11 protein-coding genes are annotated in these 13,804 nt (G+C 66.0%); 6 read left to right on the plus strand and 5 right to left on the minus strand.

All coding sequences use genetic code 11. The annotated features are described in order from the left end of the window. The first annotated feature begins 149 nt into the window (after positions 1-149). The 5 genes from gltB (at position 150) to IPM89_10130 (ending at position 8,505) form a co-directional block, all read left to right on the plus strand. Complete coding sequence (gltB, locus tag IPM89_10110; GenBank protein ID QQS53262.1) at positions 150-4,613, plus strand: glutamate synthase large subunit; 4,464 nt, start codon at positions 150-152, stop codon at positions 4,611-4,613. A gap of 97 nt (positions 4,614-4,710) precedes the next feature. Beyond that, complete coding sequence (locus tag IPM89_10115) at positions 4,711-6,123, plus strand: FAD-dependent oxidoreductase (protein ID QQS53263.1); 1,413 nt, start codon at positions 4,711-4,713, stop codon at positions 6,121-6,123. 122 nt (positions 6,124-6,245) lie between these two features. Beyond that, positions 6,246-7,616, plus strand: coding sequence for a beta-glucosidase (locus IPM89_10120; protein QQS53264.1), 1,371 nt, complete (start codon positions 6,246-6,248; stop codon positions 7,614-7,616). 104 nt (positions 7,617-7,720) lie between these two features. Continuing rightward, entirely contained in the window at positions 7,721-8,089 is a 369-nt protein-coding gene (locus IPM89_10125; GenBank protein ID QQS53265.1) for a hypothetical protein, read from the plus strand. A gap of 20 nt (positions 8,090-8,109) precedes the next feature. Next, positions 8,110-8,505, plus strand: a complete 396-nt coding sequence (locus IPM89_10130) for a hypothetical protein (GenBank protein QQS53266.1) — start codon at positions 8,110-8,112, stop codon at positions 8,503-8,505. Between the two features lie 90 nt (positions 8,506-8,595). Here IPM89_10130 and IPM89_10135 read toward each other — a convergent pair whose 3' ends face one another. Both IPM89_10135 and rsgA read right to left on the minus strand, forming a co-directional pair. Continuing rightward, positions 8,596-9,210, minus strand: a complete 615-nt coding sequence (locus IPM89_10135) for a LysE family transporter (GenBank protein QQS55868.1) — start codon at positions 9,208-9,210, stop codon at positions 8,596-8,598. A gap of 5 nt (positions 9,211-9,215) precedes the next feature. Next, a complete protein-coding gene (gene rsgA / locus IPM89_10140) occupies positions 9,216-10,241 on the minus strand; it encodes a small ribosomal subunit biogenesis GTPase RsgA (GenBank protein ID QQS53267.1) in 1,026 nt (341 codons plus the stop codon). Positions 10,242-10,334: 93 nt separating this feature from the next. On the opposite strand from rsgA, the gene orn reads away from it, so the two are divergent. After that, on the plus strand, positions 10,335-10,889 hold the full coding sequence (orn, locus tag IPM89_10145; protein QQS53268.1) for an oligoribonuclease: 555 nt from the start codon (positions 10,335-10,337) through the stop codon (positions 10,887-10,889). 44 nt (positions 10,890-10,933) lie between these two features. On the opposite strand, the gene IPM89_10150 is transcribed toward orn, so the two are convergent. The 3 genes from IPM89_10150 to rdgB form a co-directional block, all read right to left on the minus strand. Beyond that, positions 10,934-11,758 carry a sulfurtransferase gene (locus IPM89_10150; GenBank protein QQS53269.1) on the minus strand — a complete coding sequence of 275 codons (825 nt, stop codon included), beginning with the start codon at positions 11,756-11,758 and terminating at the stop codon, positions 10,934-10,936. Between the two features lie 249 nt (positions 11,759-12,007). Beyond that, entirely contained in the window at positions 12,008-13,180 is a 1,173-nt protein-coding gene (locus IPM89_10155; protein QQS53270.1) for an oxygen-independent coproporphyrinogen III oxidase-like protein, read from the minus strand. 9 nt (positions 13,181-13,189) lie between these two features. Further along, entirely contained in the window at positions 13,190-13,804 is a 615-nt protein-coding gene (rdgB, locus tag IPM89_10160; GenBank protein ID QQS55869.1) for an RdgB/HAM1 family non-canonical purine NTP pyrophosphatase, read from the minus strand.

The raw sequence follows: 13,804 nt of genomic DNA on the forward strand, positions 1-13,804 counted from the left end.
ATCTGATTTATATCGCTATGAAATAGCTTGATTTTTTAATCAGCGCCGGTGTAATTGCAAAATTTTCGCCAACCGTGCCGGGTTGGCGGTCGGTGGCACGTCATTTGTTTTTCTCCTCCCAAATCCCTTCCCGCAAGTGAACCAAAATTATGCAGCAGACGCGCAATACCGCCGGTCTGTACCGGCCTGAATTCGAACGAGACAGTTGCGGTTTCGGACTGATCGCCCAAATGGACAATCGGCCGAGCCACTGGCTGATCCAGACTTCCATCGACGCCCTGGCGCGGCTCACCCACCGCGGCGCGATCGCCGCCGACGGCAAATCCGGCGACGGCTGCGGTCTGCTGATGCGCAAACCGGACGCGTTTCTGCGCCAAGCCGCCGCCGTCGCCGGCATCGAGCTGGGCGAGCATTACGGCGTCGGCATGGTGTTCCTCAACCGCGACCCCGCCATGGCCGAAGCCGCTCGCGCCGACCTGCAAGCCGAACTGGAGCGGCAAGGACTCACGGTGGCCGGTTGGCGGGCGGTGCCGGTCAATCCCGACGCCTGCGGCGAGGAATCGCGCGATACTCTGCCGGACATCGCGCAGATTTTCGTCAACTCGCCGGCCGGGATGCTACCGGAGGTGCTCGAACGCCATCTATTCGTTGCCCGCCGCCGCGCCAGCCAGCGCATCCAGGCCCGCGATCCGGTCTACTATGTGCCGTCGCTGTCGATCCGGCTGATCAGCTACAAGGGGCTGGTGATGCCGGCCAACCTGCCGGTGTTCTATCCCGACCTCGGCGACGAGCGGCTGGAATCCTCGATCTGTCTGTTCCACCAGCGCTTCTCCACCAATACCCTGCCGCAGTGGCGACTGGCGCAGCCGTTCCGCTATCTGGCGCATAACGGCGAAATCAACACCATCGGCGGTAATCGCAACTGGGCCGAGGCGCGCAGCTACACCTTTTCCTCGCGACTGCTGCCCGACATGGCCGAAATCCGGCCGCTGGTCAACATGACCGGTTCGGACTCCAGCTCGCTGGACAACATGCTGGAAGTGCTGGTGATGGGCGGCATGGATCTGTTTCGCGCCATGCGCCTGCTGATCCCGCCGGCCTGGCAGAACGTCGAGCACATGGACCCGGATTTGCGCGCCTTCTATGAGTACAACTCGATGCATCTGGAGCCGTGGGACGGCCCGGCCGGCATCGTATTGACCGATGGTCGCTACGCCGGCTGCGTGCTGGATCGTAACGGCCTGCGCCCAGCCCGCTACGTCATCACCGAGGATCGTCACATCACCATCGCTTCGGAAATCGGCGTGTACGACTACGCCCCCGAGCAGGTGGTGGCCAAGGGGCGAATGAAGCCCGGTGAAATGCTGGCGATCGATGTCGAAACCGGCCGGCTGCTCACGCCGACCGACATCGATAACGACCTCAAAAGCCGTCATCCCTACCGGCACTGGCTGCGCGGCAACGTCCAGCGGCTGCGTTCCCTGTATCGGGAAGAGCCGGAAGGCGAATTGCTGACGCCGGACCGCCTCGATAGCTATCAAAAACTGTTCGGGGTGACCTTCGAGGAGCGCGACCAGGTACTGCGGATATTGGCCGAGGCCGGTCAGGAAGCGGTCGGTTCGATGGGTGACGACACTCCGTTCGCGGTACTGTCCGCGCGGCCGCGCTCGTTGTACGACTACTTCCGCCAGCAGTTCGCCCAGGTCACCAATCCCCCGATCGACCCGCTGCGCGAGGCGGTGGTGATGTCGCTGGAGACCTGTCTGGGCGCCGAGTGCAATCTGTTCGAGGAAAACCCGAGCTACGCGCCACGCCTGACCGCCAACTCGCCGGTGTTGACCGAGGGTCGCTATCGGGCGCTGCTGGCCAATCCCGACGGCCGCTATCCGCATCGCATCATCGACCTGAACTACCCGGTCGGCGAAGGGCTGCAAGCCGCCATCGAGCGGATTTGCGCCGAAGGGGTGGCGGCGGCGCGCGAAGGGGTGGTGCTGTTGGTGTTGTCCGACTGTCCCGTTGCCCAGGACCGGTTGCCGGTCCACGCCCTGCTGGCCACCGGCGCGGTGCACCACCGGCTGGTGCGCGACGGCCTGCGCTGCGACATCAACCTCGTGGTCCACACCGCCACCGCCCGCGACCCGCATCACATCGCGACCTTGCTCGGCTACGGCGCCACCCTGGTCCATCCCTACCTGGCCTACGACTTGCTGCGCGATCTGTTGCGCAGCGGCGAAATCGCCAACCGCGATTATCCGACCCTGATGGAGAACTACCGCAAGGGCATCAGCAAGGGCCTGTACAAGATCATCTCCAAGATGGGGATCTCCACCATCAACAGCTATCGCGGCGCGCAATTATTCGAGATCGTCGGCCTGCGCGACGAGGTGGTGGATCTGTGCTTCAAGGACACCACCAGCCGCATTCAGGGCGCGGGCTTCGACGATCTGGAAGCGGATCAGGCCGAGCTGGCGCGGCGGGCCTGGAAACGCCGGCTGCCGATCGAGCCCGGCGGCCTGCTCAAGTATATTCACGGCGGCGAATACCACGCCTACAACCCGGACGTGGTGCAAACCCTGCAACAAGCGGTGGCCAGCGGCGACTACGCCGATTACCGGACCTTCGCCCAGTTGGTGAACGAGCGGCCGGTCGCCACCCTGCGCGATCTGCTGCGGCTGAAACCAGCGACCCAACCGATTCCGCTGGACGAAGTGGAGCCGATCGAGACCATTCTGCCGCGTTTCGATTCCGCCGGCATGTCGCTGGGCGCATTGTCGCCGGAGGCGCACGAAACCCTGGCCGAGGCCATGAACCGGCTGGGCGGTCGTTCCAATTCCGGCGAGGGCGGTGAGGACCCGGTCCGCTTCGGCACGGCCAAGATGTCAAAGATCAAGCAGGTGGCCTCCGGCCGCTTCGGCGTTACCCCCGCCTACCTGGTCAACGCCGAGGTGCTGCAAATCAAGGTCGCTCAGGGCGCCAAGCCCGGCGAAGGCGGCCAGTTACCCGGCGACAAGGTTGACGCCACCATCGCCCGGTTGCGCTTTTCCCGTCCCGGCGTGGCGCTGATCTCGCCGCCGCCGCACCACGACATCTACTCAATTGAAGATCTGGCGCAACTGATTTTCGACCTCAAGCAGGTCAACCCACAGGCGTTGGTTTCGGTCAAGCTGGTGGCCGAGGCCGGGGTCGGTACCATCGCCGCCGGGGTAGCGAAAGCCTACGCCGACCTGATCACCATTTCCGGCTACGACGGCGGCACCGGCGCCTCGCCGCTGACTTCGGTCAAATACGCCGGCAGCCCGTGGGAACTGGGCCTGAGCGAGACCCATCAGACCCTGCGCCGCAACAACCTGCGCGACAAGGTACGGCTACAAACCGACGGCGGGCTGAAAACCGGCCTGGACGTGGTCAAGGCCGCTATTCTCGGCGCCGAGAGCTTCGGCTTCGGCACCGGCCCGATGGTGGCGCTGGGCTGCAAGTATCTGCGGATTTGCCATCTCAACAACTGCGCCACCGGTGTGGCGACCCAAAACAAGGTGCTGCGTCTCAACCACTACCGGGGCACCGCCGACAAGGTGGCGAACTACTTCAAGTTCATCGCCCGGGAAGTGCGGGATCTGATGGCCGGCCTTGGCGTGCGCCGCTTCGAGGAACTGATCGGTCATACCGAGCTGCTGGAGATCCTGCCCGGCGCCACCGACAAGCATCGCGGCCTGGATCTGAGGCCGATCCTGTCCGACGCCGGCCTGCCGGCGGACCGGCCCCGATTTTGCCTTGAACCACGCAACGTCCCGTTCGACCGGGGCGAACTGGCCGAACGGATGGTGCGGGACGCCCTGCCGGCCATCACCGCCCAGTCCGGCGGCGAGTTCAGCTATGCCGTCAAAAACATCCACCGTTCCATCGGCGCGCGGCTGTCGGGCGAAATCGCCCGCCGTCACGGCGACCTGGGCATGGAGAACGCGCCGATCAAGTTGCGGCTGACCGGCACCGCCGGCCAGAGTTTCGGCGTGTGGAACGCGGGGGGGCTGCATCTCCATCTGGAAGGCGACGCCAACGACTACGTGGGCAAGGGCATGGCCGGCGGCAAGCTGGTGATTCATCCGCCCGCAAACAGCCGCTTCGACGCTCACCGTACCCCGATCATCGGCAACACCTGCCTGTACGGCGCCACCGGCGGCCTGCTGTACGCCGCCGGGACCGCCGGCGAGCGCTTCGCGGTGCGCAACTCCGGGGCGCTGACGGTGGTGGAAGGGGTCGGCGATCATGGCTGCGAGTACATGACCGGCGGCGTGGTGGTGGTGCTGGGCGAGACCGGCGTCAACTTCGGCGCCGGCATGACCGGCGGTTTCGCCTTCGTGCTGGATGAGCACAATGCCTTCGTGGACCGCTACAACCACGAACTGATCGACATTCACCGCATCGCCACCGAGAACATGGAGCCGCAGCGCAATTATCTGCTGGCGCTGATCGAGGATTACGTCGCCGAAACCGGCAGCGTCTGGGGTCAGGCCATCCTCGACGACTTCCGTTACTACGCCAGCCGCACCTGGCTGGTGAAACCGAAAGCCGCCGAGTTGGAATCCTTGCTGGAAACGCTGCGCGAGGCGGCATAAAACCCGCCCGGACGTCGCCTGAACCCAAGCCGTGGGAGCCCGCCAGCGGGTTCCCACGGGCAAGTTCTCCCATTCCCCTTTGTCGTTGGATGCACCGATGTCGAAAGCCAAACCCCTGCTGTTTATCGATGTGCCCCGTCAGGACCCGAACAAGAAACCGGCCCGTGAGCGGGTGATCGAGTTCGGGGAAATCTACGGGCAGTTCAACCCCCAGTCCGCCGCGACCCAGGCCGGACGTTGCCTGCATTGCGGTAACCCCTACTGCGAATGGAAGTGCCCGGTCCACAACTACATTCCCAACTGGCTGCAACTGATCGCCGAAGGCAATCTGTTCGAAGCCGCCGAAATGTCCCACCGCACCAACTCGCTGCCCGAGGTCTGCGGCCGGGTCTGCCCGCAGGATCGGCTGTGCGAAGGCGACTGCACCCTGAACGACGGCTTCGGGGCGGTCACCATCGGCGCGGTCGAAAAATACATCACCGACGAGGCGCTCAAGGCCGGCTGGCGGCCCGATCTGTCCAAGGTGACGCCCACCGGCAAGCGGGTGGCCATCGTCGGCGCCGGTCCGGCCGGGCTGGGCTGCGCCGACATCCTGGCGCGCAACGGCGTCAAGCCGGTGGTGTTCGATCGCTATGCCCAGATCGGCGGGCTGCTGACCTTCGGCATTCCCCCGTTCAAGCTGGAAAAAGAGGTGATACAGACCCGGCGCGAGATCATGGAAGGCATGGGCATCGAGTTCCGCCTCGGGGTCGAGGTCGGCCGCGACATCGCCTTCCAGCAACTGCTGGACCAGTACGACGCCGTGTTTCTCGGCATGGGCACCTACGCCTTCATGAAGGGCGGCTTTCCCGGCGAGGGTTTGCCGGGAGTGCACGACGCTTTGCCTTATCTGATTTCCAACGTCAACCGGCTGTTGGGGCTGGAGCGGGACCCGCGCGAGTTCGTCGATATGCAGAATCGGCGAGTGGTGGTGCTGGGCGGCGGCGATACGGCGATGGACTGCAATCGCACCGCTATCCGGCAGGGCGCGACCAGCGTCACCTGCGCCTATCGCCGCGACGAGGCCAACATGCCCGGCTCGCGCCGTGAAGTCGCCAACGCCAAGGAGGAGGGGGTACGATTCCTCTGGAACCGGCAGCCGATCGAGATCGTCGGCGACGAACGAGTGGAGGGTGTCAAGGTCTGCGCCACCCGGCTCGGCGCGGCCGACGCCCGGGGCCGACGCGCGCCCGAAGTCGTACCGGGCTCGGAGGAGATCATTCCGGCCGACCGGGTGATCATCGCTTTCGGTTTCCAGCCCAGTCCGGCGCCCTGGTTCGCCGACTTCGGCATTGCCGTGGACGAGCGCGGCCGGGTCCGTGCCACGCCGGCCAGCTCGCGCAAGTTTCAGACCGGCAACCCCAAGGTGTTTGCCGGTGGCGACATGGTGCGCGGCTCCGATCTGGTGGTGACCGCCATCTTCGAGGGCCGGGAAGCGGCGGAGGGAATTCTGGATTACCTGGAGGTGTGACGGCCGGCGGGCGGAGGCGTGGGACGATCCCGGGGTACGGCGGCTCTTAGCCTCTAACCTCCAACCGGGCTATTGTATCCGCAAACAGGCCCCGTCTTGCCCGCCATCCCGGAGTTTCCGCCATGCCCGACCACTCAACCCCGTTTCCACCCGGCTTCCTTTGGGGGGCCGCCACCTCGGCCTATCAGATCGAAGGCTCGCCGCTGGCCGACGGCGCCGGGCCGAGCATCTGGCACGAATTCGCCCACACGCCCGGCCGGACCCACGACGGCGACACCGGCGACCGGGCCTGCGATCATTATCACCGCTACCGGGACGACGTGGCGCTGATGGGCGGACTGGGCCTGAACGCCTACCGCTTCAGCGTGTCCTGGAGCCGGGTGCTGCCGGAGGGGCGTGGCCGGATCAACCCCCAGGGACTGGATTTCTACCAAAGGTTGGTGGACGCGCTGCTGGAACAGGGCATCCAGCCGATGCTCACCCTGTACCACTGGGATCTGCCGGCGGCGCTGGACCGGCGGGGCGGCTGGCTCAATCCCGACAGCGCCGACTGGTTCGCCGACTACGCCCAAGTTCTGTTCCGGGCGCTGGACGATCGGGTTCGGCTCTGGGTCACCCTGAACGAACCCTGGGTGGTGGTGGACGGCGGTTATCTGCACGGCGTGCTCGCGCCCGGCCTGCGCAACCCCTTCGCCGCCCCGCACGCCGCCCACAACCTGCTGCGGGCGCACGCCGCCGCCACGCAAGCCTATCGGGCCGCCGGCCGGCACCGGATCGGCCTGGTGGTCAACCTGGAGCCGAAATATCCGGCGACGGAAACAGCCGAGGATCTGGCCGCGACCATGCGGGCCGACGCCTACTGGAACCGCCAGTATCTCGATCCGGTGTTTCTGGGCGCCTACCCGCCGGAACTGGCCGAGATCTTCGGTGCCGCCTGGCCAGCGTTCGCCGCCACCGAGCTCGATGCCTTGCGCCAGCCGCCGGATTTTCTCGGCATCAACTACTACAGCCGGCAGGTGGTGCGGCACGATCCCAGCGACTGGCCGCTGACCGCCGGCCGGGTTCGGCAGGCGCGGCAGACCCATACCGGTCTGGACTGGGAAGTCTATCCGCAAGGTCTGACCGATATCCTGCAATGGGTCGCCGGCCGCTACGGGCCGCTGCCGCTCTACATCACCGAAAACGGCGCGGCTTTCTACGATCCGCCCCAGGCCGACGGCGCGGTGGACGATCCTCTGCGCCGGTGCTATCTGCGCGACCATCTGCGGGCGGCGTGGGCGGCGCTGGAAACCGGCGTCGATCTGCGCGGTTATTTTGCCTGGTCGTTGCTGGACAACTTCGAATGGGCGCATGGCTATTCGCAGCGTTTCGGTTTGGTCCACGTCGATTACGCTACCCAGCGGCGCACCGTCAAAACCAGCGGAAAACTGTACGCGGAGATCGTTCGTGGCCGTGGCGCGGCGCTGTTCGCCGCCGAGACCGGGGCGCCCTGATCCGCCGGCGGACCTTCGCCGCCGCGAGTCGTGTCATCCGCTATCTTGCAAGCCGGTCGGTCCGTGTCAAAATGTGCGAAAACCGCATGACACGGGAGTCCTTGATGAAGAACTCAACAGCCGACGAACTGCACGCGCAGGCAGCCCAGCAGCGGCGGGAAATCGTCGAACTCGGCTTGCACGACGCCGAAGACCTCGTTTATGGCATCATGCCGTTGCTGGTGCGGGCCTTGGACCTGGACCCCGACCATCTGCCGTCCCTGGATCTGCTGAGCGATCTGCTGATGGAGATCGACGCCTGCGAGGAAGCCATCGAGCTTGCCGAAAAACTGCTGACTCTGGTGCCGGACAACGCCGATGGCCGAAAAAAGCTGGCGGCCTTGGTCAGCGGCGAGGAGAACCAGCGCCGGTTGGTGCGCGCCTATCTGCATCAGAAGCGGCTACAACTGACCCGAAACCCCGTCCACCGCTGAAACGGCGTGAGGAAGCCCCCATGGCGGCGAAACGCATTGATGAACTGTTCGGCCAGGCGCTCGACAAGTTCCGCAACGAGCGGGAGCGGCAGCAGAATCGCGACGCCAGCCGGCCGAGCACACTGGAGCGAGCGTTCGAACGCCTGAAGGACGAAGCCCGCGCGCTGAAGCAGCACCTTCAAAGCCATCCCCAATTCAACTACTTCTGGATCTTCCGCGACCAGATCACCATCAGTTTCCGCACCGGCCCCAACCAGCCCACCGTGCAGTTGGTGGTCCGGCTCTACCATCCCGGTAACCATCGTTTCAAACAGGGCATTTATGGCTACTTGCCCTGTGGCTACGAAATGCCGCTGGATTCGGTGGACGAAGCGGTGGAGTTCATCGCTACCCAGTGCGGCAAGCTGCTGGCCTAGTCGCCAGCATCGCCTGAATCCACGAATCCAGCCAGGCCGGGAATACTCATCGTCGGGCCGGTGGAGAAGATTGCGACATCATCGGACGGCTCAGCCCATCGCCAGCCGCCGCCCGCCCTCGCAGAGCAACAGCAGTGCGTAGACCAGCAGCAATCCGCCCAAACCGCGCATCAGCACCACATAGCCCCGGCTGCGCAGTGCGTGGCGCACGCGGCCCAGCAGCAGCGCCAGCACCACCTTCGAACCGACCAGCGGCAGGTAAAATGCGATCACGAAGGCGATGGCCGCCAGCGGCTCCCGCCGCCACGCCGCCAGTACGGTGGGCGCGCCCACCGCCAGCCAGAACAGATAAGGGTTGGGGTTGAGAATATTGGCGATCACGCCGCGCCGCAGCGAGTGGCCCGGCGCGACCGGCGGCAACTCCGCGCCGCGAAACCGCAGGCTTTCCAGACTCAGCCAGGCCAGATACAGTCCGCCGCCCAGATGCAGCAGCGCCAGCGGCAGATCCTGGTCGGCCAGCGGCCGCAGCACCAGCAGGGCGGCCAACACGATCGGTGGATCGGTCAGCAGCGGTGCCAGCGCCACCGCTATCCCGGCGCGGACTCCGTGGCGCAGGGTCTCGCTGGTCACCAGCGCCAGCAGTGGCCCCGGCGCCAGTCCGCCGCTCAGGCCCAGCAGCAGACCGGCCGCCGCGAAGCCGGGCACCACGCTCACGAGCCCGGCCGCGCCAGCCGCGCCGCCAGCTCCGCGCGCAGCGTCAAGTAGCTGTCCAGCCGGCGCGGGACGATCTCGCCGCGCGCCAGTGCCGCCGCCAGCGCGCAGCCGGGTTCGCCCTGATGCCGGCAGTCGGAAAACCGGCAGCGACCCAGATGCGGCGCCAGTTCCGGAAACCCTCGGCCCAGCGCATCCGGGTCGATCTCACCCAGTCCAAAGCTGCGCACGCCCGGGGTATCGATCAGATCGCCACCGTCCGGCAGGTGATAGAGCGTACTGGTGGTGGTGGTGTGGGCACCGTGGCCGGTGGCCTGGGAGATGGCCTGGATGCGGATCTCGCGTTCCGGCAGCAGCGCCTTGACCAGCGACGACTTGCCGACCCCCGACTGGCCGACCAGCAGGCTGACCCGCCCGCCCAGCCAGGCGCGCAACTCGTCCAGTCCCCGCGCGGCGCGGTTGCTGGCCAGCAGCAGCGGATAACCGATTCGCCGGTAAGGCTCCAGCCGTTCCAGCAGCGCCGTCCGCGCCGGTGCGTCCAGCAAATCCACCTTGTTCAGCACCAGCAGCCCCCGCACGCCGATGGCGGCGATCGCCACCAGATAGCGGTCGAGCAAATACTCGCTGGGTTCCGGTTCCGGCGCCAGCACCACTGCTACTTCGTCGAGGTTGGCGGCCACCGGTCGCGGCTGGCCGCGGTAATCGGGGCGGGTCAGCAGCGACCGGCGCTCGACCAGCGCCACCACCACCCCTACCTCTGCTTCCGCGCCGGACGGTTGCCAAACCACGCGGTCGCCGCAGGCCAGCCGGCCCAGGTTTTGTCGTGCCGCGCAGCGGTACAGGCAGCCTTTGTCATCCTCGACGATCAGGGCCGAGCCATAATTGGCGATCACCAGGCCGGTTCGTTCCGGGCCAAGCCCAAGCTCATCCGGCCCCGGCGCCGGCCCGTCGGCGCGCTCGCGGCGGTGGTCCTGCTGGCGCTGGATGCGGGCCCGCTGGCGCTGGGTCAGCCGTCGGTTGGTCATGACGCCCCGCCGTGGGCCGGCTGGCGTCGAACCGCCGCCGGAATCGGGTTAAACTGACTGTTCCTCTCCTTCCTCTTATATTCCAAAGGCACTATGTCCCCCGACAACCTGATCTGGATCGACCTGGAAATGACCGGCCTGGACACCCAGACCGACCGCATCATCGAAATCGCGACCGTCGTTACCGACAGCCAACTGAACGTGCTCGCCGAAGGGCCGGTGCTGGCCATCCACCAAAGCGACGCGACGCTGGCGGCGATGGACGACTGGAACCGGAAGCAGCACGGCGGGTCCGGCCTGGCGACCCGGGTGCGCGCCAGCGAGTTGGACGAACGCGAGGCCGAAATACGTACCTTGGCATTTCTCAGCCAGCATGTCCCCCCAGGCAAGTCGCCGATGTGCGGTAATAGCATCTGTCAGGACCGACGCTTCCTGGCGCGCTGCATGCCGGATCTGGAAGCGTATTTTCACTACCGCAACCTGGACGTCAGCACACTCAAGGAACTGGCCCGCCGCTGGTATCCCGAGCGGGTCAAGGGCTTCAACAAGAGCTCGACCCACCTGGCGCTGCAAGATATTCACGATTCCATCGAGGAGCTGCGTTTCTACCGCGAGCGCTTGTTCCCGCCAGTGGCCGGCAATCCCTAGCGACGGTTCCGGCCGCGCGCCATCCCGCATCGTGCCGCCATCTCTCAGCGCTCGACCGGCAAGCCGGGATCGTTGCCCCATTCCGACCAGGCGCCGGGATAGCCGCGCACCCGCGGGTAGCCCAGATAGCGCAGCACCCAGTAGGTATGCGCCGAGCGGTGGTGGGTCTGACAGTAGACGATCACTTCCTTGTCGGGCGTGACGCCGCGCGTCGCCAGCAATTCCCGCAGCACCGGGTCGGGTTGCAGACGCAACTGCCGCCGCGGGTCCATGGCGTCGGTCCAGTTCAGGTTAACCGCGCCGGGAATGTGGCCGGCGCGGGCGGCGCGCTGGTCCAGGCCGGCGAATTCGGCCGGGGTGCGGGTATCGAGCAGCACGACATCGGCGCTCCCAAGCTGTTCCAGGATGTAAGCCTTGTCGGCCATTGCCGCCGGATTGGCGAAACAGGCCGGATAGACGCTGCGCGATGGGTGGGGTAATTGAGCGTCCAGCGCTCCACCGGCGGCGTCCCAGGCGTGGGTGCCGCCATTGAGCAGGGAAACCGGCGCGTGGCCGAGTACCGCCAGTGTCCACAGCAATCGCCCGGCGCGACCGTTGCCTTCCTCGTCGTAGGCGACCACATGCCGTTCCGGGGTCAGGCCCAGCCGCGAGCACACTTCGCCCAGCCGCGCTTCGTCCGGCAGCAGGCCCATCGCCGGCGGTTCGGCCCGGACCAGATCGGCATAATCGAGATGGATCGCGCCGGGGATGTGGCCGGCGGCGTAGCTGGCCGGATTGGACAGGTCCACGATGAGGATCCTGGGGTCGGCCAGACACGATTGAAGCTGTTCCGGTTCGATCAGCAGCGACAGATTCGGGGCGGAGGTCATGCGGGCTCCTGTAAAGGTTCGATGTCATGGGGTTTACGCTTTTGACCCGCGCGAACGGCGCAAGCTAAGCGGAGATGACAAATATTTCCCATCATCACAAGTTGCCGCCCCACGCGCAACGGTATCCGATGATCGGCATCCTCCATCGCCCGAGCGCGCCTCCCAGCGCAAGACGGCCGGCGACCAGCAATCTTTCCACCCGCTGACGCGAGCGCCTGCCGTACAAGAAGGCTAAAAACCACCGTCCTTTCAAACCTGCTCCGCTTCCGGCATGAACTCCTGCAACAGATCGTTCAGAAAACGCAACCCCAGCTCGCTCGCTTGCAGGCGTTCGGGATCGTTCTCCAGCAATGTCCGCGCCCGCGCCCGGCTCCAGCCCGGCTCCAGCGCCGCCAGCGACACGCCCGTGCGTTCGCCGAACAGCGCCGCCGGCACCCCTTCGATCAGACGCAAGGCGTTCATCAGAAACTCCAGCGGCAGTTCGGCCTCGCGCACCGGCGTGTCGCCGCCAACACCGGCTGGCGTTCCGGCCCGCGCCAGATAGTCGCGCGGGTGTTTGGCCTTCCAGATCCGATGGATCGTTCCGCTGGCGGGATCGCTCAGCTTGCCATGCGCGCCGGCGCCGATGCCGAGATAGTCGCCGAATTCCCAGTAGTTCAGATTGTGCCGGCAGCGCTGGCCGGCGCGGGCGTAGGCCGACACTTCGTAGCGCGAGTAGCCGTGCCGGGCCAGTTCCTCCTGGGCGCGGTCCTGAATGACACTGATCGTATCGTCGTCCGGCAGCACCGGCGGCGACCGGTAAAACCGGGTGTTGGGTTCGAGGGTGAGCTGGTAATAGGAAAGATGCGCCGGTTGCAGCGCCAGCGCACAGGCAATATCGGTCAGCGCCTGTTCGACCGTCTGACCCGGCAGGCCGAACATCAGATCCAGATTGAAATGGTCCAGTCCGGCGGCATGGGCGGCCTCGGCGGCGGCAACCGCCGCGCGGCGATCGTGAATCCGCCCCAAGGCTTGCAGGTGTCCGTCGTCGAAGCTCTGTACCCCGATCGACAGGCGATTGATGCCGGCCTCGCGAAATTCGGCGAATTTACCCCGCTCCACCGTGCCGGGGTTGGCTTCCAGGGTGATTTCCAGATCCGGGCGCAGCGGCAGGCGGGCGCGCAGTCCCGACAGTAGCCGGTCCAGCGCCTCGGCCGAAAACAGGCTGGGGGTGCCGCCGCCGATGAACAGGCTGTCGATGCGTCGTCCCCAGACTCGGGGCAGATCCTGTTCCAGATCGGCCAGCAGCGCGTCCACATAAGCCTGTTCCGGCAGCGGCCCATGCGCTTCGTGAGAATTGAAATCGCAGTACGGGCATTTGCGCGCGCACCAGGGGATATGGACGTACAACGCCAGCGGGACCGGCACGGTGAAAACGGGCATCGCGGGTGCTCAGTCCGTCGTCGGCGCCAGTGGGTCCAGCTTCAGCGCTTGCGCCAGCTGGGCCAGCGCCTGGCCGCGATGGCTGAGCCGGTTCTTGACCGCCGGATCGAGTTCGGCGGCCGTCTGGGCTTCGCTGGGAACGAGGAACACCGGATCGTAGCCGAAGCCACCGTCGCCATACGGCTCGAAGGTGATCAGCCCCTCCCAACTGGCTTGACAGATCAACGGCATCGGGTCGGCGGCATGGCGCAACAAGGCTAAGGCGCAATGAAATCGGGCGCCACGCCATTCGGCGGGGGTTTCGCCCAATTCCGCCAGCAGCTTGGCGATGTTGGCGCGGTCGTCGGCTTCGGGACCGGCATAGCGGGCCGAATAAATGCCCGGCGCACCCTCCAAGGCGTCCACCACCAGGCCGGAATCGTCCGCCAACGCCGGTAACCCGGTATGTTGAGCGGTGTTGCGGGCCTTGAGCAAGGCATTCTCGACGAAACTCAATCCGGTTTCCTCGACTTCCGGCACGGCGAAGGCCGACTGTGGCACGATCTCCACCGCCAGCCCGGCCAGCACGGTGCTGAATTCCCGGACCTTGCCGGGGTTGCCGGTTGCCAGCACGATCTTGCGCAT

It is taken from the genome of Candidatus Competibacteraceae bacterium, from assembly GCA_016699715.1.
GTDB lineage: Bacteria > Pseudomonadota > Gammaproteobacteria > Competibacterales > Competibacteraceae > Competibacter.